Origin of the sequence: Chitinophaga sp. XS-30 (genome assembly GCF_008086345.1) — a bacterium.
Lineage (GTDB): Bacteria > Bacteroidota > Bacteroidia > Chitinophagales > Chitinophagaceae > Chitinophaga.
In genome coordinates this window covers 4,024,817-4,048,685 of the sequence record NZ_CP043006.1, presented here as the reverse complement: position 1 = coordinate 4,048,685, position 23,869 = coordinate 4,024,817, and the positions used below count along the sequence as shown (strand labels likewise).

The following is a 23,869-nucleotide window of genomic DNA, read 5'->3' as shown; positions in this document are numbered from 1 at the left end:
ATATGAACAAACATAAAAAACTCCCGTTATTGACGCTGGCCTGCTCGCTGATGATAACGGCCTGTACAAAAGACTTCAAGGATATCAATACCAATCCGGCAGGCGTTAAACCGGATGTATTCCTTGCTGATTTCAAGGCGCTGGCCCTTCCGCTGCAGAATGCGCAGCGCAGCCTTCATCATTATATCAACTGGCAATATCAATTGCAGCGCAATCTTAACTCCGATATCTACAGCGGTTATATGATGACGCCGACCCCGTTCAACGGCGGCAACAACAACAGCAACTATTTCATGATGGATGGATGGAACGAGTGGATACTGAATATTGCATACGACGGCGTGATGCAGGGTGTGGCGGACTATGAGAAATTCAAGCCCGAATACACCGGGGTGGATTTCAATGATACCGATGCACTGGGGCTGATCCTGAAAGTGATGGAAATGCATAAAGTAGCAGACATCTTCGGACCGCTTATTTACACGAAGTACAGCAAGCCGAATGCCGACCTGTCCATCGATTTCGATTCCCAGGAAAATGGTTACAAGGCGTTTTTCGCCGACCTGGACGTGGCGGTGGAAAAGCTGAAACCTTATGCCGCCGGCACCAAAACAGTGACCACCGCATTCAAGAACGCCGACCTTATCTATGGCGGAGATCCTCAGAAATGGCTGAAACTGGCGAATACCCTTCGCCTGCGGCTGGCATTGAGGATCGTGTATGCTGATGCCACGCTGGCAAAAACAGAAGGGGAAAAAGCACTGGACCCCGCCAGCGGGGGACTGCTGGACGGCAACAGCGATAACGCGCTCGTTGATTACGGATCGGAAAGCCCGATAGTGGTGATCATTGAGGACTGGAGCGATATCCGCACCGGCGCGCCGCTGGCTTCTTTATTGCAGGGATACAGCGATCCGCGCATCACCCGGTATATGACCCCGGCGTCCGATGCAGCGGTCAGCGGCCAGTTCATCGGCATCCGCAACGGCGTAGCTATAGATGACAAGTCGAGATACTCCGGATACTCCAAACCCATCGCCTCCGCTGCTTCCGCCAACTATTTCGACAGGCTGAAGGCCAAAGCCAAGATCATGACCGCGGCAGAAGCCTGGTTCCTGAAAGCCGAAGCTGCCCTGCGGAACTGGAGCAATGCAGGAAACGCCGAAACCAATTACGAGACCGCCGTGGAACGGTCTTTTGAAGAATGGGGCGCAGGGCCGGCCACTGCCTACCTTCAGAACAACACCGCCACCGCCAGCCCCTATATCGATCCAAAATCTATGGTCGCCAATGCGAACAACGTACCGGCTGGCAATCCCAACCTCAGCACCGTTACCATTCAATGGAATGCCGGTGATACGGATGAACGCAACCTCGAAAGGATCATCACCCAGAAATGGATCGCGCTATACCCTGACGGCCAGGAAGCCTGGACCGAATTCAGGCGCACCGGTTATCCGAAACTGTTCCCCGTGATCGTGAACAACAGCAACGGCAGCATTTCCGGGTTCATCAAACGTTTGCCCATTCCTTCCAAATTCAGGAACAGCAACCAGGGCGGCTATACGAGGGCGCTCACCATGCTGGATGGTCCGGATAACGGTGGAACAAAGGTCTGGTGGGATAAAAAATAATCTCTTTCACTGAAGTGTTACAACAAAAAGCGGGTGCATCATACTTTTGATGCACCCGCTCTCTTTAAAAATAGATATGTTTACATCTTTTTAACAGCAGCAATCGCTTCTTCCACATGCTGTTCCGCTTTGGTCATGGAATTGAACTGATGCACCACTACGCCGTTCTTGTCCAGCACATAGGTCACCCTGCCGGGCAGCATCATGGTTTTGGGTACGCCAAACAGTTTGCGCACCTCGTTACCCTCATCACTCAGCAAAGTGAAAGGCAGTTTGTATTTCTCCGCAAATTTTTTGTGGGAGGCTACATCGTCCGCGCTGATCCCTACTACCTGTACACCTTCGTCCTTGAATTGCTCGAAGGAATCACGAAATGAGCAGGCTTCCTTTGTGCAGCCCGGGGTATCATCTTTCGGATAAAAATAAACAACAACAGGGCCTTTGGCCAGTGCGTCAGATAGTTTGAAGTTTTTACCGTCCTGGTCTTTCAGTTCAAAATCCGGCACTTTGGAGCCGTTGGCGATCTGTGATTTTGCGGTAGAGCCGAAACCGAATATGGCTAGTGTCAAAAGCATGGCAGGTATGATTTTCATAATGATGAATATTTTCTCCAATAAAGCTACAAAAGGCAGGCCACATCAAAATGTTAAAACAGCAGACGCCACTGGTATTATATAAATAATACATGCTTGACGTTTGTTTATTTTTGATCTGTGCCATTAATCCTTATTTTTGATCTCTAAATCCCGTTTGTTTTGAAATCTATTTTGACGGACCGGCAACTCGCGATCACTATCGACAGGCTTAGTCACCAACTGATAGAAAACCATCTGAATTTTTCGGATACTGTGCTGATAGGCCTGCAGCCGCGTGGCATCTACCTGTCTGACAGGATATATCATAACCTGCAGCGGCTCCTGCCGGGGGTACAGATCCCTTACGGCCGGCTGGATATTACCTTTTACCGGGACGATTACAAAAGCGGCAAAGGGCTTCAGGCGCCTGACGAGACCGATATCGAGTTTTCCCTGGAGAACAAACGTGTGGTATTGATCGATGATGTGCTGTACACCGGCAGAACGATCCGTTCCGCGATGGATGCCATGCTGGACTTCGGCCGCCCGGCCGCCATAGAGCTGCTGGTGCTGATAGACCGGCGTTTCAGCCGGGAGCTGCCCATACAACCCGATTATACCGGCAGAACGATCGATGCGATCATTACGGAACGGGTGAAAGTATTGTGGAAAGAAAGAGATGGAAAAGATGAAGTTGTGTTGATAGCATAAACCGCTTATATTTGCACCTTAGAATGTCACTCTCTGTTAAACATCTATTAGGTATTCGCGATCTGACGCGTCAGGATATAGAGCTCATCTTTCAAACTGCCGACCAATTAAAGGAAGTTCTGCAACGGCCTATTAAGAAGGTCCCTACTTTAAGAGATACCACTATCGTTAATGTATTTTTCGAAAACTCCACGCGCACCCGCATCTCGTTTGAGCTGGCGGAAAAGCGGCTTGGGGCGGATGTGGTGAATTTCTCGGCCTCGGGGTCTTCCGTATCAAAAGGCGAAACACTGATCGACACGGTCAACAACATCCTGTCCATGAAAGTGGATATGGTGGTCATGCGGCATTCCGCCACCGGCGCCCCACATTTCCTGGCCAGGCACATCAACGTGCCGATCGTGAATGCAGGGGACGGTATCAATGAGCATCCCACACAAGCCCTGCTGGACGCTTTCTCCATCCGGGAACGGCTGGGCAGCGTAGAAGGCAAGAAAATCGCCATTTGCGGCGATATTATGCATTCCCGTGTAGCCCTGTCCAATATTTACTGCCTGAAAAAACTCGGCGCTGAAGTAACGGTGGTAGGCCCGCCCACGCTGATCCCCAAGCATATCGGGCAGGCATTGGGCGTGAACGTCAGCTACAATATGCGCGAGGCCCTCGCCTGGGCGGACGTTGCCAACGTACTGCGCATTCAGCTCGAACGCCAGAACATGCCGCTGTTCTCTTCCCTCCGGGAGTATTCCCTGGCATACGGCGTCAACCGGAAACTGCTGGACAGCCTGCAAAAAGACATTGTGATCATGCATCCCGGCCCCATCAACAGGGGAGTGGAGCTGAGTTCCGATGTGGCGGACTCCGGCCAGTCCATTATCCTGGACCAGGTGGAGAACGGCGTCGCCACCCGCATGGCCGTGCTGTACCTGCTGGCGAGGAAAGAATCCTGATATTTTTCTTCTTCTTTTGATGGCTGATCTTCTTCAACGATCAGCTTATTACCGGTTATCATTCGCTCCTGAGGCTGTCGGCAGGATTTACCCTGGCAGCTTTCCAGGTCTGGGAGATAATTGTAAGCAGGGTAATGAACAGCATTATAAAAAAGCAGAGCATCACACTTCCCAAGCCATAGGGAGTACGCAGCGCAAAATTTTGCAGAAAAAGATGGCTCAACAAATATCCCGCAGGCAGCGCAATCCCCCCGGCAATCAACAGTAGCTTGATAAAACCCCGGGATAGCAGCATCATAAGGCTGCCGCTACCGGCTCCCATTACCTTCCGTATGCCAATTTCCTTTCGGCGTAGCTCGGTAGTATAGATCACCATCGCGAGCAATCCCATCAGGGCAATTACAATGGCCATCAGCGCCAGGACCCCCAATGTAGTAATACTGCGTTTCTGGGCATTATCTTCATGAATTTTCTCTGAAAGCCAATAGGCCTGGAGAGGTTGACCAGGATATACGTGCTGCCAGGCCGCAGCTACCATATTCATTGTATGTGCCTTATCGCCCGTATTCACTTTAATGTTCAGCAACTGGAAATTCGCGCTGTCTATCCTGAATGCCAGGGGGGCTATCGCCACTCCCATGTTCTCGAAATGGAAATTCTTCAGGACCCCGCTTATTTGCATCACGGAAGAATCGTTCAGCCACACCCTTTGTCCAACAGCATCGAAAGGCGTTTTAAAACCGAACGTTGCGGCAGCCTTTTCGTTGATGATCAGTAGTGAGCGGTCGCGCTGCGGAAGGAAATTATTGCCAGCCAGAAACTGGAGCCCCATCATGGGGATAAACTGCCTGTCTACATAAAAGAGGCTCGTTTTCACCGGATCATCCTCTTTGCCGGCTTTAAGCGGAACGCGTTCACCATGGAAGCGCCCAAAGTTCCCGGAGGTAGCTGCTACGTTCTCCACACCGCTTAGCGCCGAAATTTCATGCATCAGCAAATCCGGGGGATTTCCCTGCAGCTGCAGGCTCAGAATCTGCGTTGCGTCAAAACCGGGATCCGCATCCGCCATATAAGTAAACTGCCGGTAGAATGCAAACAGGAAAACAGTGATCACCAGGGAAACTGACAACTGGAAGATCAGCAGCCCTTTACGCAAATTCATCCTGCCCAGAAGATGGAAAGAAGGCATGCTTTTCAATACCTGGGCCGGATTGAAAGCTGATAATATCCAGGCTGGCAGCGATCCCGCAAGCAGACCGGTGAAAAGACTGAATCCAAGGAATGCCAGGAATATCTGCCAGGTGACTATCGTCTCGGGTATGATGTCAAATACCCGGTGCCGGATATTAAGCATCAGCAGCAACCAGGCCAGCATAAGAGAAAAAAGTGATATCAGCACCGCCTCCATGATATATTGTCCGAATATTTGCAACCGGGTGGCTCCGGAAACCTTTCGGATACCAACTTCCTTTGCGCGTGTAAGCGATCTGGCGATGGAGAGATTCGTGTAATTGAAGCAGGCAGACAGCAGTATGATAAAAGCGATTCCTGCCGCGGCCATTATCTTGCCCCAGGTGGCGCCACTGTGAAAGTCGTTATAAATATCATCCCAGGAAGGCGTGATCCCGTCAAGCGGCTGCAAGTGGAACTGAATGCTTCCCCGGGAGGGATCATCAACCAGTGAAGCCGCCAGGCGTTCCAGATTGCCGCTCATCTGCTTTTTCTGAACACCGTCCGGCAGTATCAGATAAGTATAGGCATCACTGTAAGCATTCCAGTTCTGCAGTTTTTCCGGCAGGGCACCCTCTTTTTCCAGTCGCGGTATTGTGCTGGCAGACGCATAGGCATCAAACCGGATGTGCGTGTCGGCCGTCTGTGGCTCAAACACCCCGGTAACCAGGTAGTCACCGAGGCTTCCCATTGAAATGATCCTGCCCATAGCATCCGCATTCCCAAAGAACCTTCGGGCCGTTTCGTGACTGAGCACAATACTGTTTGGCAACTGCAGCGCCATGGCCGGATTCCCTTTTGCGAGCCTGAACCCGAATACACGGAAAAATGCGGGGTCAGTATAACACCCGTTCACCGGCAGTGTTTTTTTGCCTTCCGTTGCCCTGCCTTTCAGTACGGGATACAACTGAACCACCTCCACTTTATCCCTGGTCAGCGCATCACGCAACGGCAGAGGAGAACTGGCCAGCTTCCAGGCATTACCCTGCGGATCGCTCAGTTCCGTAATTACACGATAAGTGCGTTCCGGTTGCGGATGGAAATGATCGTAACCGATGTCCTTACTGATCTGCATAATGACCAGCAGGCAGAGGCTCATGCTTAATGACAGGCCAAAAATATTGATAACGGTAAAAAGCTTGTGCCGGACGATATTGCGGTACGCAATCAGCAGATAATTACGAAACATGCCTGAAATTTAGGCATTCCATTTTTCAAAGCCTGTGCCATAGAGCTATGTACTGAAAAATAATTAATTACAAAGGGTAAACATAGTATATTTGTTCATTAACGGTCGCATACCGTTCATTATAGTAACAATTCCTGAAATTCAATAGCTTAACCTTCATGCGCACCATTCTGTTGTTACTGGTCTCCAACGTTTTTATGACGTTTGCCTGGTATGGGCATCTCAAACATACCAATGTTCCGCTATGGAAAGTGGTACTGATCAGCTGGGGGATCGCCTTCTTCGAATACTGCTTTATGGTGCCGGCTAACCGTTACGGATATACGGACGGGTTCAACGGCTTCCAGCTAAAAATGGTGCAGGAAGTGATCACATTGACCGTTTTCTGCGTTTTTGCCGTGCTGTTCCTGAAGGAGCCGTTGCGCTGGAACTACCTCATATCTTTTGCCCTGCTGTTGGGAGCCGTATATTTCATGTTCAAAAAGTAATCCCTTTAACTTTTCGTTGCTATTCCACCAGCGGTAACCTTATCCGCTGATTAATTCCTATTTTTGACAACTTGACTAAACCGGTTACTATTTCATGTTAAGATACCGCACCCTTTGCTGCCTGGCCGCCATGCTGTTATGTGGCTTTACCGCCCTGCAGGCACAGACAGCTCCTCCCTTGAATGCCGCCGAGATCCGGCTGCAGATGAAAAAACTGAATACGCTTGGAAGTGTATTATATATGGCCGCACATCCGGATGATGAAAATACCCGGCTGCTGGGTTATCTCGCGCAGGAAAGCCTGTACCGCACCGGCTATCTTTCCCTTACCCGCGGCGATGGCGGGCAAAACCTGATCGGCAACGAGCAGGCGGAGTTATTGGGACTGATCCGCACGCAGGAACTGCTGGCCGCCCGCCGCATTGATGGCGCGGAACAGTTCTTTACCCGCGCCAATGACTTCGGTTTCTCCAAGAACCCGGAGGAGACCTTTACCATCTGGGACCGTAAAAAAGTACTGGGTGATGCCGTATGGGTGATCCGCAAGTTCCGGCCGGATGTGATCATTTGCCGTTTCCCGGCGGATAGCCGCGCGGGGCATGGTCACCATACCGCATCCGCCATGCTGGCGGCGGAAGCCTTTGCGGCAGCGGCAGACCCTGCCCAGTTTCCCGAACAGCTGGATAAAGTAGAACCCTGGCAGGTAAAGCGCCTCTTATGGAATACCTATAATTTCGGCGGCAATAACACCACTTCCAACGACCAGTTCAAGCTGGATGTAGGCGCCTATAACGCTTTGCTGGGTAAAGGTTTTGGTGAAATAGCCGCAGAAAGCCGTTCCCAGCATAAAAGCCAGGGCTTCGGCGTGGCATCCTCCCGTGGCTCTTCCCTCGAATATTTCTCCACCATCAAAGGCGATGCCCCGGTCCACAGCCTGCTGGACGGCGTGAATACCAGCTGGGCACGCGTTGACGGCGGTGATGAGATCGGCCGGTTGATACAGAACGCCCTGATCGCATACAATATGGATGATCCGGCGGCCAGTGTGCCAGCCCTTGTCGATATCCGCAAAAAGATCCGCGCATTGCCGGACGGCTACTGGAAAACGGTCAAACTGCAGGAAACCGATAAACTGATCCTGGCCTGCGCCGGCATCTGGATGGAAGCATTTACCCGCCAGGGCGAGATCGTTCCGGGCGAATCTGTGGAAACGGACCTTCAGTTCATCAACCGCAGCAGGGTGCCCGTTACCCTGAAAAAGATCAGCATCAATGGCGAAGATGTGGGGGAGGAACACCTGCTGCCGTTCAACCGTTTTGAATCCATCCGGAAAACGGTGACCGTGCCGCAGCGCACCGCTATTTCACAGCCTTACTGGCTGCAGCATCCGCATCCGCCCGGCACTTACATCATCAATGATCCGCAGCTGACCGGCAACCCGGAGAATATTCCTTCGCTCAGGGCTACTTTCTTCCTGGAAACAGGTGGAGAAACCATTTCCGTGACAAGACCGCTCATTTACAAATTCACCGATCCCGTCAAGGGCGAGGTATATCGTTCCCTGGTGATAGCGCCGCCTGTTGTGGCCTCGCTGGATAACCAGGTGTTCATCTTCACACAGGCCGCACCGCAGGCCGTGCCGGTAAAAATACGTTCCATGAAAGGCAATGTCAGCGGCGCCGTGCGCCTGCAGTTGCCCGCAGGGTTCCGGGCGGACAAAGCATCGATCCCCTATGCCCTGGAAGGCAAGGGAGATGAAACGGAAGTTGTATTCCAGGTGTCGCCGGTGAAGATAAACGGGCAGAACATCGTGGATACGTTAACCGTTGTGACCACAGCTAACGGCAGAGAATATACGAACAGCATCACCACCATTCAATACGACCATATTCCGTCCATTACCATTTTCCCCTCCGCCAGCGCAAGGCTGGTAACGGTGGACCTGAAACACAACGGCCGCCGCATCGGCTATATTTCCGGGGCAGGGGACAAGGTGGCGGAATCGCTGCGGCAGGTGGGCTACATGGTCACCTGGCTGGGAGAGAAAGAGATCATGAGCGGCGACCTTTCCCAATATGATGCGATCATTACCGGCGTCCGCGCCTACAATACCCAGCCACGGCTGCGTTACTGGCAGCCGCGGTTGCTGGAGTATGTGAAGAACGGCGGAGTGCTGCTGATACAGTACAACACCAGCGGCGGGCTGGTCACTGACCAGATGGGCCCTTTCCCCTTCAGCCTCTCCCGGGACCGGGTAACGAACGAGTTTGCACCCGTGAAATTCCTGCTGCCAAAGGATTCCCTGTTCAGCTATCCTAATACCATCACGCAAAAGGATTTCGCGGGATGGATTCAGGAACGGGGATTGTATTTCCCTTCCCAGGCAGATAAAAGCTACCGCAAACCGTTTGAAATGAACGATCCCGGAGAACGCCCGCTGGACGGCTCCACCATCATCGCGAATTACGGTAAGGGAAAATATATTTACACCGGCCTTGCTTTCTTCCGCCAGCTACCCGCCGGCGTTCCGGGAGCATACCGGCTGTTTGTGAACATGATATCGAAATAAGATGAGCAATCGACAAGCAAATACCCGCATGCGGATGTCCGCCGGCCTATGCATCGTGATCGGACTGGTCATCGGTTTCCTGATCAAAAGGGTGCATATCGGCCTGCTGATAGGTCTTGTACTTGGCCTGCTGAGCGGTGCTTTTTTATCAAGAAGAAACTGAAGCAGGTTGCGGCTGAAAAAATAAAACCACGCTGATGAATAAACAGGAAGAAAAACCACCGCTGTTCCCGCGCTGGTCCATCTGGTACATTGTCGTAGCGGCCTGGCTGATTGCGCTGGTCATCTTTTTTTACTTCTTCACCAAAACGTTCGCATGAGTTATCCTGATTGGATCGTGCTATCCCTCACGCTGGTGGCTATCATACTGTATGGTGTCTGGAAAAGCCGCGGCCAGAAGGATATGGACAGCTATTTTTCTCGGCAACCGCACCATGCCCTGGTACATCGTGCTGCTGTCTATCATGGGCACCCAGGCCAGTGCCATAACATTCCTGTCCGCCCCCGGTCAGGCTTATACGGACGGGATGCGCTTCGTGCAGTATTATTTCGGGCTGCCGCTGGCGATGATCGTGATCTGCATGTTCTTTGTGCCGATCTTCCACCGGCTGAAGGTCTACACCGCCTATGAATACCTGGAACAGCGCTTCGATCTCAAAACCCGGACGCTGACCTCCTTCCTGTTCCTGATCCAGCGCGGCCTGTCTACCGGCATCAGCATCTATGCCCCTTCCATTATCCTGTCGTCATTGATGGGCTGGAACATCTACTATACCAACATTTTCATGGGCGGCCTGCTCATTATCTATACCATGTACGGCGGCACAAAAGCCGTTTCCTACACCCAGTCCCTGCAACTGGGGATCATCTTTGCGGGGATGTTCATGGCGGGATATATGGTCATGCATCTTTTACCGCAGGAGATCGGTTTCCGGGAAGCGTTGCATGTTTCCGGCAAAATGGGCAAGCTGAATGTGATCGTTACGGATTTTGATGTAAAAGACCGTTATAATATCTGGAGCGGGGTGATCGGCGGTTTCTTCCTGGCCCTCTCGTATTTCGGTACCGATCAAAGCCAGGTGGGGCGGTACCTCACCGCGCGCACGCTCACGGAGAGCCGGATGGGGCTGTTGATGAATGGCCTCGTGAAAGTACCGATGCAGTTCCTGATCATGCTGATCGGTGCGCTGGTATTTGTGTTCTATCTCTATTTCCGCGCCCCCATCAGCTTTAATGAAGGACAGGTGAGGAAAGTGTACAATTCCGCTTATGCCCCGCAGATGCAACTGCTGGAACAGGAATACAACGAGCTGTCCGACCGCAAGCAGGCGCATGTGCACAAGCTGGCGGATGCATTGAAAACAGAGGATGAAAAGGATATCCGTGTTGCGCAGGCCGAACTGAAAGCCGTGGAAGACGCCTCCATGCTCGTGCGCGATTCCGCCAGGGTGCTGATCAAAAAGGCCGATCCCACCGCGGAAGCGAACGATACCAACTATATATTCCTGCATTTTGTAGTGCATAACCTGCCGAAAGGACTGGTGGGGCTGCTGATCGCCATCATCTTCCTGGCCTCCTGGGGCAGTATCGCCGCAGCCCTCAACTCCCTGGCCTCCACAACAATGGTGGACGTGTACCAGCGGATGATCAACCAGACCGCCACGGACGGGGAGTACCTGCGCATGTCCAAAATATGGACGCTCATATGGGGCGTATTCAGCATTGCGGTAGCGCAATTCGCAACCGGGCTAGGCAGTCTCATTGAAGCGGTGAACATCCTCGGCTCCCTTTTCTATGGCACCATTCTCGGCATTTTTGTGGTGGCATTCATGATGAAGTGGGTGAAGGGGAATGCGGCCTTCTGGGGTGCGCTGGTAGCGGAGCTGCTGGTGATCACGGTGTACATGTCGGATATCGTGTCTTTTCTCTGGCTGAACGTGATCGGCTGCCTGCTGGTGATGCTGGTGGCGGCCATCTGGCAACTGTTCGATAACGCGAAACGCGGCAGCGGGGATCTGCCGGAACAGGCTTAAGGACTGCCATCGCTTTTTATCCGCTGATTTACATCAACCTGGAACAGACCCGCATAAAAAACGGGCTGCCCCGGTTGGAACAGCCCGTTCAGCTATTTGATCTCCTTTACAGGTTAGCGATCAGTTTCTCATTCAGCGCCACATAATCCGCGTTATTGGCCTTTTTCGCCAAAGCGATGGATTGCTCCGCGGTTGCTTTCGCGCCCGGTTTGTCACCGATCCTTGCCTGGATCTTGGCTTTGAGGTGCATTACCCAGAAAGCTTCGGGGCTTTCTTTGGTAGCGGCATCCGCATACTCCAGCGCCTTTTTCAGATCGCGGCCGGTCTCATAATAATAGTTGGCGGCCTGGAAGTAAGGTTTCTTTGCGGTTTGCATGGCGGAATCCAGCTGCGCCATTACCTTGCCGTCAATGTCCGCCGTGATCTGGATGGGCACCAGGGTTTTATCCCAGGCCATCATCATGGTCATGGAAGTGGGCATCACATTTTCGAACAGGATGATGAAGGATTCAATGGCAAAAGGCAGCTCCTGTATCTCTGTTTCAAAACGCAGTACATCGTCTTCCTTTTTGTACCCGTCAACGCCCCAGTTCTTCAGGCCTTTGTTGAGCACGATCTCCCAGCCGTTCTGAGACGGTACGGTGTACAATGCATACTCGCCGGCAGCAACAGGCTGGCCGTTCAGTTTCACATCTTCCCCGAATTTGATACGGGTAGCGCTATTGGCGCCGGTACGCCATAATTTGCCGTAAGGCACCAGGTCGCCCATAATGGTACGGTCCTTCTTTGCCGGACGGGAATAGGTAACCTCCACAGCGGAAAGCGCAAATTGCTGCTTGAGCGTCTGGGTGGGACTGGGCGCAGGCATTTTGATGCCCTGTGCCGTTGCAGTGAGCCCTGTTGCCATACATAAGGCCACTGCGGATAAGATCATGGAAAGCTGTTTCATGTCAGATTATTTGGTGGTAATAATAATTGAATACTTATTCGATCAGCCCGTTACGGAATGCATATACCACGAGGCCCACGGTGTTCTTCACTTCCATCTTCTCCAGCAGCTTCTGCCGCAATCCTTCCACAGTACGGGGGCTCAGGAAGATCCTTTCCGATATTTCCTGGGTGGTCAGCTCGTCACAGATCATCTGCAGCACTTCCATTTCACGCTCTGTCAGCTGTACCTTATGCTTGAAATCAGGTTTGAACTGCTGCTTGTTCTTGTGCAGCACTTTCTTGAGCAGGGCGAGGTTTACGTTCTCATTAAAGTAAAATCCTTTTTCGAAAGTGGTGCAGATGGCCTCATAGATCTCCTCCGGCTCGCTGTTCTTCAACAGGTAGGCATTGGCGCCGTTCTCCACAAGATGCACGATAAAGTTGTCATCCTCATACATGGTAAGAATGATGATCTTGACATCGGGGAATCTCTCCTTTACCTTGATAGTAGCCTGTATGCCATCCATCTTCGGCATTTTCAGGTCCATCAGAATAACGTCGGGCACGTCATTTTCCATGATCTGGAGGAGGTGCTCGCCGTCTTCGGCTTCAAACATGACGTTTATATTGGCGTAGGGCGTGAGCGTATTGATCACACCGCTGCGGAATATCTTATGGTCGTCAGCGATAGCGACTTGAATAGGCGGAAGCATACAAGACAGGTTTTTGCTTAGATTACAGGCTGAAAATTCTCCACCGTGATCTCGGCGATGGTACCGGCGGGTGAATTTTTCACAAAGGTGATGTTTCCGCCGATAATATTCAAACGGCTCTCGATATTTTTTAGCCCAAGGTGCCCCGTTTTCCGGCGGGAGGCCTCCAGACTGTCAACCAGCATGCCGTTTCCGTCATCTTCCACGCGAATGGTCAGCAGGCCCGGCGTGCTGCGGTAACTGATCACCACTTTGGTGGCCCCGGCATGTTTGAGGATGTTATTGATCACCTCCTGTACCACGCGGTACACATTCAGGGCTTTTTCCCGGTCTACTTTATATTCGGAGCCATCCGTACGGAACTGAATGGCGATCTGCCTGTTCTTGTTCATCAGGCTGGAGAACGAATCCAGCGCATGACTGAGCCCGAGGTTCTCCAGGGTGGTGGGATGCAGGCTTTGGGAAATGAACCGCAATTGCTGGATGATCGTATCCGTAAAATCCTTGGTCTCCCTGATCCGTTCCTTTTCGCCGTTGCCGGCCAGTTGCAGGAGGTGATTAAGACTGAGCTTGAGCACCGAAAGCTGTGCGCCCACCTCATCATGAAGGTCCTCCGCAATGCGCTTGCGTTCGGTTTCCTGCCCCTGTAATACGGCTACCAGCCGTTCCTTCTGGATCTGGAGATCTTTGTCTTTCAGCCTGAGCTTATACTGTACCACCTGCTTCTGCTGCAAAACCACCAGTATTATCACAAAAATGCCCAGCAGGAGCATAACCAGCGTGCCAACCAGTATCATTTCTACGAGGTTCATGTTCTCGCGCGTTTAATTTTAGTCAGCCCAATATAAAAAAGAATCAGCTGAATTGTGCCTGCTATAAAGTTAAGGGACCAGGTGATCTGCTGAAGGTCTCGGAAAGTTTCCACGTAAATACTGTTCTGGAGGAAGTTATAGGTCAGCGCCTTGAGGAAGTGACAGCAAAGATATACGAACAGCCCGGAGTTGAACCAGAAAAGGGGAAGACTGTTCATATAGATCGAACGTTCGATAAGATCTTCGTCTTTCAGCAATTGGAGGAAAACAGCGATACCGCAGCTGATCAGCACCAGGGTCCGGTAGCTGGCAAAAATAGAGTTGAATCGTTTAGGGCCTTCCCAATATAAAATATCCATGAAAAAAATAACGGTACCGGCCAGGGTAAGAAAGATGATCAATTTTTTTGCACCAGCGCCTTTGATCACCAGGAAGTAGAACCAGGAGAGCACATAATACTGTACCAGGGTCATCACGGCTACAAAAAGCATATTGTTCATCCTGAAGATAAAACCCTGCAGGTAAGACCCTCCCGCAAAAATGATACTGGTGATCAGATAAGTAAAGATCACCTTGCCCGGCTTTTGCAGATGCCTGTATTGTTGAAAAAAGGGGATCAAAAGTAAACATTCGATCCCCAGCATTACAAAGAAAGAAATTAGAAAAATGTTCGGCACTTAATAGTCTTTATCCGTTATCAGAGTTCAGCGCATTCCCCTTCGGGCAGTCATATGGACAAGAAACGCCATCATCCAGGATATCTTCACCGGCGGCGTCTTTGTTAAAGCCGGGTGCTGAAGAAGGAAGGATGTCGTTCCCTTCTTTGTCAACCGCCACGATCACAAATCGCTTGTCGCGTTTGCCATCGCCGTCTATATCCAGTCCGTAGTAGATCCGTAAGCCTATTGCATCGGGATTGTCCAACAGTTTATGCAGTTTCTTCTCACCAAAAAAAGCCGAAATCGTAAAGTTCTTGTGTTTTTTGCGATCGATCTGATCGATGCGGAAAGCCTGTGTCAGCTTAGCGCCTTTTAGCAGGGAGATGAATTCTCCCGAGTCTCTTGAAAATTTTGACATTGCGTGTAGATTTTAATAGGAATAAATAATTATCGCCGGTAAAATTATTATAAATAATTACTTTTCAAAGTTTAGTCTTTATAACACCCCCGGTCGACCGTACACCCCGCAAATCATGTTATCCCTTGTTGGTCCTGCATTTATATCGCAGTGAAACCGCCCGTTCCCCGGGGCTCTTGCGTAGTTTCCCGCATAAAATGCGTAGAAATACGCATTCGGCAAAAAGCGTGGTATAACGCTTGACTGGCAGTTTATTCTTCCTAAACTTTGTAGCGATGATTTGAAGAACGGTGGTTGATGGCATCCGTGTTAATTCCAGAACAGATTTTCACGCATTCAGGCCTTTCTACCATAGTTTGTTCGTTAGTATGCAGAGGGTTTGCCGGAGCCCGGAGTCCGGAAGTAACAAGCGGGTTAACCCCCAAAATTTGAAAACCAAAAAGAGATCGCTATGAGTTACATGTTGATTGGGAACATCTCTGCAATGATCTGTGAAGAGTGTATTGAACCCCTGGCCAATGCGCGTATCAGGATATATCTGCCCGGTGAGCAATATAATACCGAGCAACTGGCACGCGGAATATTCAAAGACCTCCGGCAGCTGTCTGAAAGGGACGTAGATGCCAAATCCGAGCGGCTGCTCGCAGAATCGGTGCTGGACGAACGGGGAAACTTCTCGGTGACCTGGGAAGACCTCCATCTGTTCACAGAACCGCTGGAAATGGATATCTGCCTCAGCAGCATCCAGGGCCGGCAGCACACGCAGAACGTTTGGGTGCAATACCACCTGAGCACGTTCGTGCCGCACTGGAAAAGGAATAAGGACAGGCATATGGGGGCTTTTGCCTACGTTGTGCCGTCCGATAAGTGGAATGCCATCCGTGGCGAATTCAGCGCATGGGTGATCACCGGCGCCGTAAAGGACGCCAGCAGCTTCCTGGGCATCGGAACGGTAAGGGTGGAGGCATACAATGCATGGAATAACCGCCTGCTGGGCTGGGCAAGGACCAACAAGAACGGACGTTATAAATTATATTTTTCAGGAAAAGCGGTGAATAGCAGCAAAACGCTGCAGAAGGGCAGGGAAGAAGGAGTTACCGGGCACGGGCCGGACGTGTACTTTAAAGTGTACGCCGGTAACCAGCTGATCTGGTGCGAGAACAAAGATGCCGCATTGATGCCGGAGCGGAGGCAACTCTCCCCCTGTTCAAAACTGAACATCCTGATCCGGCCGGAAACTGTCAAACGGCAGACAAGGCTTACAGGATGGCTGAATGATCTTATACATGCGAGTAAGACACAAGTGAATTATAAAGACCACTATTTAGTGTAGCGGTCTCACCCAATGTTGGAAAGCCCCAATTCTACAAACAGCTACCTCCCTCAGCCAAGCCTCCCACAGGTAGCTGTTTTTTTCTTTTTCTGTTTACCCGGAGGCTTTTTGGGAGGCTGTAGTTATCTTCTCCTGTTTAGCTGTCAAAATCTTGGATGAAATTGCTGGAGCGTGTCGCGGAGGTACTCCCGGTCTAAATGCGTGTAGATTTCGGTGGTAGTAATGCTTTCATGCCCCAGCATCTCTTGTACGGCCCTGAGGTCCGCCCCGCCTTCAACAAGGTGTGTGGCAAAGGAATGACGGAACGTATGCGGGGAAATGGTCTTTCTGATGCCGGCCCTTACCGCCAGGTCCCTGATCATCAGAAAGATCATCACCCTGCTCAGGCCGCTTCCCCGGCGGTTCAGGAACAGGATATCCTCCTGGCCCTTTTTTGCCGCCATGCCCTTTCTTGTTTCATTGTAATAGATCAGGATGTAGCGGACGGCAGCCGCACCGATGGGGATCAGCCTTTCCTTGTTCCCTTTCCCGATCACCCGGATAAAACCATCATCAAGATACAGTTGGGATATCTGCAGGGAAATGACCTCGCTCACCCGCAGCCCGCAGCTGTACATCGTTTCCAGGATAGCTTTGTTCCGGTGCCCTTCCGCTTTGCTGAGATCGATCTGCCCGATCAGCAGTTCTATTTCCTCAAAGCTGAGGAAATCCGGCAGCTTGCGGCTGGTCTTGGGCGCTTCCAGCAGTTGTGTGGGGTCAGCCGGGATCATATCCTGCATCAGCAGGAAGCGGAAAAACCCCTTGATCCCCGAAACGATCCTGGCCTGCGAAGTAGCGCTCATGCCCAGGGAAGCGATCCATTGCACACCGGCCTGCAGATCGTCCAGCGTGATCTCCTGCGGGGACAAAGGCTTGTTCACGGCCTGCAGATACTGCGTCAGCAGCCGTACATCCCGCACGTACGCCTCTATGGAATTGGCCGCCAGCGACTTCTCCAGCTTGAGATATATCTTGAACCCTTCGATATTTGAATCCCACATGCGATAAAATTACAAATTAACATAGCTTTGCAGGATGTTCTTTTTCAGGAAAAAACGCGTAACAGACTTCTTGAAGGCCATCGGCACAGACATGCATTCCCATCTCGTTCCCGGCGTGGATGACGGTTCGCCCGACCTGCAGACCTCGCTGTCTTTCATCGAACAGCTGCAGGAACTGGGGCTGCGCAGGCTCATCACCACGCCGCATATCATGACGGAACTGTATCCCAATTCACCCCAAACGCTTGCCGTACCATTTGAGCAGCTGAAAAATGCCGCGCTGCCCGTACACCTGGCAGCGGAATATTATATGGATGAGCAATTTCCCGCACGGATGGAAAAACCGCTGCTCACCCTCGGCGGCGAAAGGGTGTTGGTGGAAATATCGTTTACCAGTGAACCGTTCCAGCTGCATAGCTGGCTGTTTGACCTGCAGACAAAGGGTTACCGCCCCGTACTTGCCCATCCGGAGCGGTACGGTTACTTCCATCACCGTCCGGAGACCTACCGGGATATCCGCAGCCGCGGGGTAGACCTGCAGGTGAACCTCCTTTCCTTCACCGGCTACTACGGCCGGCAGGTACAACAAGCTGCCTGGTGGCTGGCGGAACAGCAACTGGTGGACCTCATCGGAACAGACCTGCATCATCACCGGCATCTCCGGGCCATCACGGCTATCGGAGACGATAAAAAGCTGGTAAAGTTTTTAATGGAATACCCATTCAGGAATAACGATCTTTAAAATAAAAAAAAGAGAGCCATAGAGACCTAAATCTCTCTGTTTATTCATCCTATGATTTTAAATCCTATGAAAACTTTGATATGGTGCTGCGAAGTTCAGGTTTAAGGCAGGAAGAAAAAACTCAAAGGGCATTACGTTTTAACCGAAGCGATCTTTCATCCTTCCGGCATCCGCAATATGCCGCCTGATGCTGAATTGCGGCGAATGCGGAAGTTCCTCGTCCGCGGGATGCAGTCCTTCGGCAACATGCCATAGTACTTGCTGAATGCTTTTGAAAAATGACCATGGTTCATATAGCTGATCTCATGCGCCACCTCGGCAACGGAGAACCTTCCGCTTTTCAGCAATGCCATGGCCTTGTGCATCCTGATCTGCGAATAATATTCATATACATTCTTCTGGTAGATTTTCTTGAACAACTGGTTGAATTTCGATTTGCTCATGAAAATCTCCGCCGCCAGTTTTTCCACGGCCGGGAGGGGTTTGGACAGGTCGGCGAAAATACGTTCCATATAGGCCACCATCTTTTCCTTGTCCGCGATATTGATCCGCCCGGTTTCCCTGAACTGGGAAATGATCCGGTCCCAGGAAAGGGATATCAACTGAAGGATAATGCCTTTGTAGGCGATGGCCCGGCAGTCATATGAAATAGACCTGACCTCGGGTATCTGTCTCGCCGCGGTGTAAATGGGCATGTCGATATCCTGGTACAGGTAAAACTGTTCCTGTATGTTCCGCTGCATGAAATGTTTGCTGTCCGGCATCACCATTTCGCCGATATTGGCCCGCATCCATTCTTCGGTCATGACCACCAGGAGGTAATTAAAATAGGAGCCTTTCCGCGCACAGAGCCAGGTAACCACGCCGGACTTGTACACCAGGAGGGAGCGCAGGTTGCTGCCGGTGGTGCCGTAAAATTCCGGCCCAACGATCTCATCACTGTTGAAACTCCCGATGTTGTAACGAAAATTCACGGTATGAGGGCTTCTGCTCGTGATCATCAATACCAGGTCGGTTTGCATCATAAGGTCCAGCGTACATAGGGATAGTCCGGGCTCTACATGGATCACTTCCGCAAATCCCTCTGCCACTGCGGCCGGAAATACGAACCGGCCGTCCTTTACCCGATGATGAGCCCCTGCTATTTCATTGACATCTTCCGCTAAATCAGAGAGCCATGATCCGTCCAGATCAATTTTTAGACTAATAGGCTTCATGGGCTTGGTTAAAAAACTCCGTCAAAGAAAAATAGAAGAGGGCAAGGGTTATGCTCCTGCAGATTTTTCTTTTACTCGAATAGTGTCAAATATTGGTACTGCAGGCTGCTAACAGGTATCAGGCAATTTTGTCGGCATAGGTATTTGGTCTTTTCTGTAAAGTTAAACGACTCCACGAAAAAGACAGCAATTCCAGCACCATTCCTTTATAAATGACACTTTTGAGGGATGGCGCCGTCAGCCGGTTCAGCAGGTCCCGGGCACGGCGGTCCTGATCGAGATACGAGAACCAGGTTGTGCCGGCGCCATAGGCCTCCATGATCCGGCCGCCAGGCGTAGCCAGCAAGCCCAGGTTATCGGCCATCCAGCCCGGGGTCATCGTAATGGTAAGCTGGTGGCAGAAGAGAGTGCTTTCGAAGGTCCGGGTAAAGGACAGGTTTGCGGAATGGGTCACAAAAGCGCCGGTTTCCCCGTCATGCACATCGTATCTGCAATGGAACAGTTCGCTGCCGGGCAGTTTTTCATAACAGAGCGAAAAAGGCTGTTTCCTCCGCAGCCTGATGGCCGACAAGGAAAGTCCAGGCTCCACGGGAATGGCTGCGGCAAAGCCTTTGCCAAAGGTGGAAGGGAAATGGAATCGTCCTTTCTTTACCGCTTTCCCGGCCCCGGCCGTATCGTTGACCTGCAGGGCCAGGCGGTGCAACCATTCCCCTCCCGGGTCAATGTCAAGGATGATCTTGTTCATGTTTACAATAACGCTCGGAATCTCATATTATTAAATAATATTTAAATATAACTATGTAACAGCAATCGTTAGCTTATTATAAATAAACATAAAGTGTTAACAGGGGCATTTTTTTGTATAAAATCAGTTAACAATCGATTCAGGTTGAATAATTACTATAATAACGGCGCAAATTTTAGAATTGAACGAATAAAAAACCTGATTCTTTTGCTACTTTTACGGCTGCCGGTTTTTAGCAATAATGCTATATTGGCCGGAATTTACAACCACTGTTATGACGGATTCATCGTTAAAAAGGATACAAAAGCTGCTGGTGGCGAACCGCGGGGAAATTGCCGTAAGGGTATTGAGAGCTGCAGCAGAATTACGGATCAGGACCGTAGCGGTCTTCACCTATGAGGACCGATATTCACTACATCGTTACAAGGCGGACGAAGCTTACCAGATCGGAAAAGACGATGACCCCCTGAAACCCTATCTCGATGTGGAGGCTATCATCCACCTGGCCAAATCGCAGCAGGTAGATGCCATTCACCCCGGCTACGGCTTCCTGAGCGAAAGTGTGCAGTTCGCCCGCCGCTGCAAGGAAGAAGGGATCATTTTTGTAGGGCCGGACCATGAGGTGATGGCCCAGCTGGGCGACAAGGTAGCCGCCAAAACCCTCGCCAGGAGGGTAGGGGTGCCATTGATCGAAGACAGCCAGGCAAAGCTTGAAGATATACAGACCGTTATAAAGGAAGCCACCCGCATCGGTTTTCCCGTGATATTGAAAGCGGCGGCCGGCGGTGGCGGACGCGGCATGCGCGTGGTGCAGCAGGAAGGACAGCTGGAAAAAGCCTTCATCGAAGCCCGCAGCGAGGCCGGCAAAGCCTTCGGAGACGATACCATCTTCATCGAAAAATTCATCGAAGAGCCCAAGCATATAGAAGTACAGCTGATGGGAGATAACCACGGCAACATCGTGCATCTCTATGAACGGGACTGCTCCGTGCAACGCCGCTTCCAGAAAGTGGTGGAAATAGCGCCCTCACCGAACCTGCCCGTTGAAACCAGGAACGAGATCTACGGATATGCGCTGGCGTTAGCGCGTGAAGTGAGATACAACAATGTGGGCACCGTGGAATTTTTGGTGGACCGGCAGAACAAGGTGTATTTCATAGAAGTGAACCCGCGTATACAGGTGGAGCATACGGTAACGGAAGAAGTTACCGGCATAGATATCGTGCGTTCCCAGATACTCATTGCCAAGGGGCATCACCTGTCCGACCCGGAGATATTCCTTAAAAGCCAGGAAGATGTGAAGCTGAACGGTTTTGCCATTCAGTGCCGTGTGACCACGGAAGACCCCGAGAACAATTTCACGCCGGACTACGGTACGGTGATCGCCTACCGCAATGCCGGCGGTTTCGGCATCCGGCTGGACGAGGGCAGTGCCTATTCGGGCGTGAAGATATCGCCCTTCTTCGATTCCATGCTGGTAAAGGTCACCGCTTCCGGCCGTACGCTGTCCGGCGCCGCGGGCCGCCTGCACCGCACCCTGAAAGAGTTCAGGATCAGGGGGGTGAAGACCAATATCCGCTTCCTGGAAAATGTGATCACGCACGATACTTTCCGCAAAGGCAACTGCACGGTAGGGTTCATCGACAAACATCCGGAACTGTTCAAACTCTCACCGATCCGCGACCGCGCCACCAAGACGCTCATGTACCTGGCGGACGTTACCGTGAACGGGCATGTGGACGTAAAAGGCAAGCATGACAGCAAACGTTTCCGTGCGCCGCATGTACCTTCCTTCGATCCGCTGGCGCCCCTGCCGTACGGCACCCGCAACCGGCTGGAAGAGATGGGAAGGGAAGGATTTGCCCAATGGCTGCGGAACGAAAAACCGGTGTACTTTACCGATACCACCTACCGCGATGCCCACCAGAGCCTGCTGGCCACCCGGGTGCGCTCGAAAGATATCCTGGCCGTAGCTGAAGGCTATGCCCGCAACAACCCCCAGATCTTCTCCATGGAAGTATGGGGCGGCGCTACCTTCGATGTTGCCATGCGCTTCCTGCACGAATGCCCCTGGCGCAGGCTGCAGCAATTGCGGGAAGCCATGCCCAATGTACTGCTGCAGATGCTTTTCCGCGGCTCCAACGCAGTGGGTTATTCCGCTTACCCGGAAAACCTCATTGCCCGGTTCATCGAAAAAGCCGCGGAAAACGGTATCGACATCTTCCGCATTTTCGATTCCCTGAATGACATCGAAGCCATGACACCAAGCATCGGTTTCGTGCGCAACAATACCAGTTCCCTCGCGCAGGCCGCGATCAGCTATACCGGGGATATCCTGAATAAAGACAATCGCAAATACACCCTCGGTTACTACCTCGACCTCGCCAAACGCCTTGAAGATGCCGGCGCACACATGCTCTGCATCAAGGATATGGCCGGGCTGCTCAAACCGCAGGCCGCCACCGTACTGGTAACATCCCTGAGGGATACGGTAAAGCTCCCTGTTGTGCTGCATACGCATGATACAGCTTCCGTACAGGCCGCCACCTACCTGAAAGCCATAGAAGCCGGCGTGAATGTGGTGGACTGCGCCATCGCTTCCCTCAGCGGCCTTACTTCCCAGCCCAACCTGAACGCAATGGCCGCCATACTGGAGAACCATGAGCGCAGCCAGCCCATGAACCTGGCTTCACTGAATGCCTACAGCAATTACTGGGAAGATGTGCGGGAATATTATTATCCTTTTGAATCGGATATGAAAGCCGGTACCGCCCAGGTGTATGAGAACGAGATACCCGGCGGCCAGTACTCCAATCTGCGCCAGCAGGCGGAATCCCTGGGGCTGGGAGACAAACTGGAGACCATCAAGCATAATTATGCCGTAGTGAACCAGCTCTTCGGCGATATCGTGAAAGTAACGCCCAGTTCAAAGGTAGTAGGGGATATGGCTTTGTTCATGACCGCCAATAACCTTACAGCCGCCGATGTGATGGACGAAACCCGCAACCTGGCCTTCCCCTCATCCGTGCAGGGCTTCTTCCGGGGAGAGATCGGCTCGCCATACGGCGGTTTTCCCGAAAAGCTGCAGCGCATCGTGCTGAAAGGCCATCAGCCGCTCAGCGGAAAACCCAATGCACTGCTCCCGGCGGTGGACTTCGATAGCGATTTTGCGGCCTTCCAGCTGAAGTATCCCATGGCGGAGTTCCTGGACTACCTGAGCTATCATATGTTCCCCAAGGTATTTGACGAATACTACCAGCATGCCCAGGTGTACGGCAATGTGGAAGCTATTCCCACACCAGCTTTCTTTTACGGGCTGCGCCTCGGCGAAGAGATACTGATCACCCTGGGCAAAGGAAAGACCATCATTGTAAAACTCATGTACATCCTGCCGCCGGATGAAAGCGGCATGCGTACCGTGGTATTTGAACTGAACGGATATACCCGCCGCGTACAGATAAGGGATAAAGCCGTAAAAAGCGAAGTGCCCGTCAATAAAAAGGTCAGCGACCCGCTCAATGAAGTCGGCGCCCCGTTGCAGGGAAAGCTGTCAAAACTCCTGGTAAAAGCCGGCGACGTTATCAGCGCCAATGCCCCGCTGTTCATCATTGAGGCGATGAAAATGGAAACAACCGTGACCGCTACCCGTGAAAGCAAAGTAAAGGCCATTCACCTGAGAGAAGGTACGATGGTGCAACAGGATGACCTGGTCGTGGAAGTGGAATGATATACAAAGGCTGCCCCGGGTTCGCGGAGCCTTTGCCTTTCCGGTAAAAAAGAGGAGGCGACAAAAGAAAAATGAAGGGGATTGCTGGAGTGATGACAGGTCTGCATCAGTACCCGAAAAAAATCAGGGGCTGACCAAAAGTTTGGTCAGCCCC

Annotated in this window: 21 protein-coding genes; 11 read left to right on the top strand and 10 right to left on the bottom strand. The window is 51.7% G+C overall.

Going from position 1 to position 23,869, the window contains the following annotated elements; genetic code table 11:
• Positions 1-2 precede the first annotated feature (2 nt).
• Positions 3-1,634: a SusD/RagB family nutrient-binding outer membrane lipoprotein gene (locus tag FW415_RS16485; RefSeq protein WP_148387222.1), complete on the top strand. Its 1,632-nt coding sequence runs from the start codon at positions 3-5 to the stop codon at positions 1,632-1,634.
• A gap of 80 nt (positions 1,635-1,714) precedes the next feature.
• Here the strand turns inward: FW415_RS16485 and FW415_RS16480 are convergent, their stop codons facing one another.
• The gene (locus tag FW415_RS16480) at positions 1,715-2,209 is read right to left on the bottom strand and encodes a peroxiredoxin (RefSeq protein ID WP_148387220.1); all 495 of its coding nucleotides are present in this window, start codon (positions 2,207-2,209) and stop codon (positions 1,715-1,717) included.
• A 180-nt stretch (positions 2,210-2,389) separates the two neighbouring features.
• Here FW415_RS16480 and pyrR point away from each other — a divergent pair, with 180 nt between their 5' ends.
• Together pyrR and FW415_RS16470 are read left to right on the top strand one after the other, a co-directional pair.
• A complete protein-coding gene (gene pyrR, locus FW415_RS16475) occupies positions 2,390-2,920 on the top strand; it encodes a bifunctional pyr operon transcriptional regulator/uracil phosphoribosyltransferase PyrR (RefSeq protein WP_148387217.1) in 531 nt (176 codons plus the stop codon).
• A gap of 23 nt (positions 2,921-2,943) precedes the next feature.
• Positions 2,944-3,870, top strand: coding sequence for an aspartate carbamoyltransferase catalytic subunit (locus FW415_RS16470; protein WP_148387215.1), 927 nt, complete (start codon positions 2,944-2,946; stop codon positions 3,868-3,870).
• A 58-nt stretch (positions 3,871-3,928) separates the two neighbouring features.
• On the opposite strand, the gene FW415_RS16465 is transcribed toward FW415_RS16470, so the two are convergent.
• Positions 3,929-6,289 carry an ABC transporter permease gene (locus FW415_RS16465; protein WP_148387213.1) on the bottom strand — a complete coding sequence of 787 codons (2,361 nt, stop codon included), beginning with the start codon at positions 6,287-6,289 and terminating at the stop codon, positions 3,929-3,931.
• A gap of 158 nt (positions 6,290-6,447) precedes the next feature.
• On the opposite strand from FW415_RS16465, the gene FW415_RS16460 reads away from it, so the two are divergent.
• The 5 genes from FW415_RS16460 (at position 6,448) to FW415_RS16450 (ending at position 11,379) form a co-directional block, all read left to right on the top strand.
• Positions 6,448-6,777 (top strand): DMT family protein, encoded by a 330-nt coding sequence (locus tag FW415_RS16460; protein WP_148387211.1) that lies wholly within the window; start codon positions 6,448-6,450, stop codon positions 6,775-6,777.
• A 94-nt stretch (positions 6,778-6,871) separates the two neighbouring features.
• Positions 6,872-9,346: a PIG-L family deacetylase gene (locus FW415_RS16455; protein WP_148387209.1), complete on the top strand. Its 2,475-nt coding sequence runs from the start codon at positions 6,872-6,874 to the stop codon at positions 9,344-9,346.
• 1 nt (position 9,347) lies between these two features.
• Positions 9,348-9,509, top strand: a complete 162-nt coding sequence (locus FW415_RS25025; protein WP_168208846.1) for a hypothetical protein — start codon at positions 9,348-9,350, stop codon at positions 9,507-9,509.
• 34 nt (positions 9,510-9,543) lie between these two features.
• Complete coding sequence (locus FW415_RS25555; protein WP_256378877.1) at positions 9,544-9,666, top strand: hypothetical protein; 123 nt, start codon at positions 9,544-9,546, stop codon at positions 9,664-9,666.
• A 51-nt stretch (positions 9,667-9,717) separates the two neighbouring features.
• Positions 9,718-11,379 (top strand): sodium:solute symporter, encoded by a 1,662-nt coding sequence (locus FW415_RS16450; RefSeq protein ID WP_246858774.1) that lies wholly within the window; start codon positions 9,718-9,720, stop codon positions 11,377-11,379.
• 106 nt (positions 11,380-11,485) lie between these two features.
• Here the strand turns inward: FW415_RS16450 and FW415_RS16445 are convergent, their stop codons facing one another.
• The 5 genes from FW415_RS16445 to FW415_RS16425 all read right to left on the bottom strand — a co-directional run bounded on the left by FW415_RS16445 (position 11,486) and on the right by FW415_RS16425 (position 14,911).
• The gene (locus FW415_RS16445) at positions 11,486-12,328 is read right to left on the bottom strand and encodes a DUF2911 domain-containing protein (RefSeq protein ID WP_148387207.1); all 843 of its coding nucleotides are present in this window, start codon (positions 12,326-12,328) and stop codon (positions 11,486-11,488) included.
• Positions 12,329-12,362: 34 nt separating this feature from the next.
• Positions 12,363-13,022 (bottom strand): response regulator transcription factor, encoded by a 660-nt coding sequence (locus FW415_RS16440; RefSeq protein ID WP_148387204.1) that lies wholly within the window; start codon positions 13,020-13,022, stop codon positions 12,363-12,365.
• A gap of 17 nt (positions 13,023-13,039) precedes the next feature.
• Positions 13,040-13,834 carry a sensor histidine kinase gene (locus tag FW415_RS16435; RefSeq protein WP_148387202.1) on the bottom strand — a complete coding sequence of 265 codons (795 nt, stop codon included), beginning with the start codon at positions 13,832-13,834 and terminating at the stop codon, positions 13,040-13,042.
• Positions 13,831-14,406: a hypothetical protein gene (locus FW415_RS16430; protein ID WP_148387199.1), complete on the bottom strand. Its 576-nt coding sequence runs from the start codon at positions 14,404-14,406 to the stop codon at positions 13,831-13,833. Before FW415_RS16430 ends, FW415_RS16435 begins: the two co-directional genes overlap by 4 nt.
• 115 nt (positions 14,407-14,521) lie before the next feature.
• Positions 14,522-14,911, bottom strand: a complete 390-nt coding sequence (locus FW415_RS16425) for a hypothetical protein (protein WP_148387196.1) — start codon at positions 14,909-14,911, stop codon at positions 14,522-14,524.
• Positions 14,912-15,362: 451 nt separating this feature from the next.
• Here FW415_RS16425 and FW415_RS16420 point away from each other — a divergent pair, with 451 nt between their 5' ends.
• Entirely contained in the window at positions 15,363-16,244 is an 882-nt protein-coding gene (locus tag FW415_RS16420) for a hypothetical protein (RefSeq protein WP_148387194.1), read from the top strand.
• A 143-nt stretch (positions 16,245-16,387) separates the two neighbouring features.
• Here FW415_RS16420 and xerD read toward each other — a convergent pair whose 3' ends face one another.
• Complete coding sequence (gene xerD / locus FW415_RS16415; protein WP_148387192.1) at positions 16,388-17,284, bottom strand: site-specific tyrosine recombinase XerD; 897 nt, start codon at positions 17,282-17,284, stop codon at positions 16,388-16,390.
• A 70-nt stretch (positions 17,285-17,354) separates the two neighbouring features.
• Between xerD and FW415_RS16410 the strand changes: the two genes are divergently transcribed.
• The gene (locus FW415_RS16410) at positions 17,355-18,026 is read left to right on the top strand and encodes a tyrosine-protein phosphatase (RefSeq protein WP_148387190.1); all 672 of its coding nucleotides are present in this window, start codon (positions 17,355-17,357) and stop codon (positions 18,024-18,026) included.
• 155 nt (positions 18,027-18,181) lie between these two features.
• On the opposite strand, the gene FW415_RS16405 is transcribed toward FW415_RS16410, so the two are convergent.
• Complete coding sequence (locus FW415_RS16405) at positions 18,182-19,243, bottom strand: helix-turn-helix transcriptional regulator (RefSeq protein ID WP_148387187.1); 1,062 nt, start codon at positions 19,241-19,243, stop codon at positions 18,182-18,184.
• Positions 19,244-19,361: 118 nt separating this feature from the next.
• Positions 19,362-19,988: a hypothetical protein gene (locus FW415_RS16400; RefSeq protein WP_148387185.1), complete on the bottom strand. Its 627-nt coding sequence runs from the start codon at positions 19,986-19,988 to the stop codon at positions 19,362-19,364.
• A gap of 274 nt (positions 19,989-20,262) precedes the next feature.
• Between FW415_RS16400 and FW415_RS16395 the strand changes: the two genes are divergently transcribed.
• Positions 20,263-23,715 carry a pyruvate carboxylase gene (locus FW415_RS16395; RefSeq protein WP_148387183.1) on the top strand — a complete coding sequence of 1,151 codons (3,453 nt, stop codon included), beginning with the start codon at positions 20,263-20,265 and terminating at the stop codon, positions 23,713-23,715.
• The last annotated feature ends 154 nt before the right edge of the window (positions 23,716-23,869 follow it).

Bases quoted from the DNA above. Each gene is read 5' to 3' on its own strand.
- FW415_RS16485 (WP_148387222.1), top strand. From the start codon at position 3: ATGAACAAACATAAAAAACTCCCGTTATTGACGCTGGCCTGCTCGCTG.
- FW415_RS16480 (WP_148387220.1), bottom strand. From the start codon at position 2,209: ATGCTTTTGACACTAGCCATATTCGGTTTCGGCTCTACCGCAAAATCA.
- FW415_RS16470 (WP_148387215.1), top strand. From the start codon at position 2,944: ATGTCACTCTCTGTTAAACATCTATTAGGTATTCGCGATCTGACGCGT.
- FW415_RS16465 (WP_148387213.1), bottom strand. From the start codon at position 6,289: ATGTTTCGTAATTATCTGCTGATTGCGTACCGCAATATCGTCCGGCAC.
- FW415_RS16460 (WP_148387211.1), top strand. From the start codon at position 6,448: ATGCGCACCATTCTGTTGTTACTGGTCTCCAACGTTTTTATGACGTTT.
- FW415_RS16455 (WP_148387209.1), top strand. From the start codon at position 6,872: ATGTTAAGATACCGCACCCTTTGCTGCCTGGCCGCCATGCTGTTATGT.
- FW415_RS25025 (WP_168208846.1), top strand. From the start codon at position 9,348: ATGAGCAATCGACAAGCAAATACCCGCATGCGGATGTCCGCCGGCCTA.
- FW415_RS25555 (WP_256378877.1), top strand. From the start codon at position 9,544: ATGAATAAACAGGAAGAAAAACCACCGCTGTTCCCGCGCTGGTCCATC.
- FW415_RS16450 (WP_246858774.1), top strand. From the start codon at position 9,718: ATGGTGTCTGGAAAAGCCGCGGCCAGAAGGATATGGACAGCTATTTTT.
- FW415_RS16445 (WP_148387207.1), bottom strand. From the start codon at position 12,328: ATGAAACAGCTTTCCATGATCTTATCCGCAGTGGCCTTATGTATGGCA.
- FW415_RS16440 (WP_148387204.1), bottom strand. From the start codon at position 13,022: ATGCTTCCGCCTATTCAAGTCGCTATCGCTGACGACCATAAGATATTC.
- FW415_RS16435 (WP_148387202.1), bottom strand. From the start codon at position 13,834: ATGAACCTCGTAGAAATGATACTGGTTGGCACGCTGGTTATGCTCCTG.
- FW415_RS16425 (WP_148387196.1), bottom strand. From the start codon at position 14,911: ATGTCAAAATTTTCAAGAGACTCGGGAGAATTCATCTCCCTGCTAAAA.
- FW415_RS16420 (WP_148387194.1), top strand. From the start codon at position 15,363: ATGAGTTACATGTTGATTGGGAACATCTCTGCAATGATCTGTGAAGAG.
- xerD (WP_148387192.1), bottom strand. From the start codon at position 17,284: ATGTGGGATTCAAATATCGAAGGGTTCAAGATATATCTCAAGCTGGAG.
- FW415_RS16405 (WP_148387187.1), bottom strand. From the start codon at position 19,243: ATGAAGCCTATTAGTCTAAAAATTGATCTGGACGGATCATGGCTCTCT.
- FW415_RS16400 (WP_148387185.1), bottom strand. From the start codon at position 19,988: ATGAACAAGATCATCCTTGACATTGACCCGGGAGGGGAATGGTTGCAC.
- FW415_RS16395 (WP_148387183.1), top strand. From the start codon at position 20,263: ATGACGGATTCATCGTTAAAAAGGATACAAAAGCTGCTGGTGGCGAAC.